The sequence below is a fragment of the Shigella sp. SIG6 genome (assembly GCF_053555815.1).
The window spans coordinates 1-791 of the sequence record NZ_JBQZXC010000282.1 but is presented as its reverse complement, the minus strand read 5'-3'; the positions used below and the strand labels follow the sequence as shown (position 1 = coordinate 791).

Here is a 791-nt window from a genome sequence, read left to right as displayed (position 1 = left end):
GCCGGTCAGCGCAGCATCAATGTCATTTTTGGCCTGTTCTGCTGCGCGGGCATAACCTGCGGCTGCCGCCACATCCTGCGCCGTCTGCTGTGCGTTTCCGGCTGCGGCCCCGGCGCTCTGCTGCGCCTGCGCCACCATTTCCTCAAAGCGTTTGACGACATCCGGTTTCAGGTCGCCCTCATCAGGAGCAATCAGAAAGTCATTCAGCGTGCCGGGCTTTGAGTCCTCATATACAGCAATGTCGCCAACGTTGTACTCGTTGCGCCAGTCCTGTTTCAGATACACACCATATTTTCCAGTCCGCGCATGGAAACAGTATTCACCATCGTTTCCTGTCATCACATCAGCAACAGTGTTCATCACCACTTCCGGGGGGTTTACCCGGGATTTCAGAATAATATGGTATCCGGACATGGGGATACCTGCGCCATCAGTCAGCGCACCTGATATCACTACAGACATTGTTTTTCTCGCGATAAATTAAATCAGGAAGAACCTTCCGGAGAGGCGGGCCATTCAATGGCGTTGTATGAGGATTTATCAGTGATGGTGCTGAAATCCATCGCCTGCAGCGATTTCGCGTAAATACGACAGGCTTTCAGCTTTTCTTTATCTTCGTCGCTGATTAACCCCAGCAGCAGGTCTTCTTCCCATTCCCCTGTCCGGGCACTGACCTGAGCCAGAAGGGCATCACGCTCATCTTCCGCTTTGAGTCTGTAGTCAAAGACAAATTCATCATTGCGGTAAAACCAGTAACCCGGCGCGGTAATCCGTCGGTTAGCGGTAATATC

At 52.5% G+C, this 791-nt stretch carries 2 protein-coding genes; both read right to left on the bottom strand.

Annotation, left to right across the window (positions count from 1 at the left end):
* Positions 1 to 462 (bottom strand): prophage tail fiber N-terminal domain-containing protein (locus ACUU1M_RS20380; RefSeq protein ID WP_449144786.1); only part of this gene is annotated, 462 nt, incomplete at its 3' end.
* Positions 463 to 485: 23 nt separating this feature from the next.
* On the bottom strand, positions 486 to 791 hold a 306-nt coding region (locus tag ACUU1M_RS20375; RefSeq protein ID WP_447393617.1), incomplete at its 5' end, for a tail fiber assembly protein.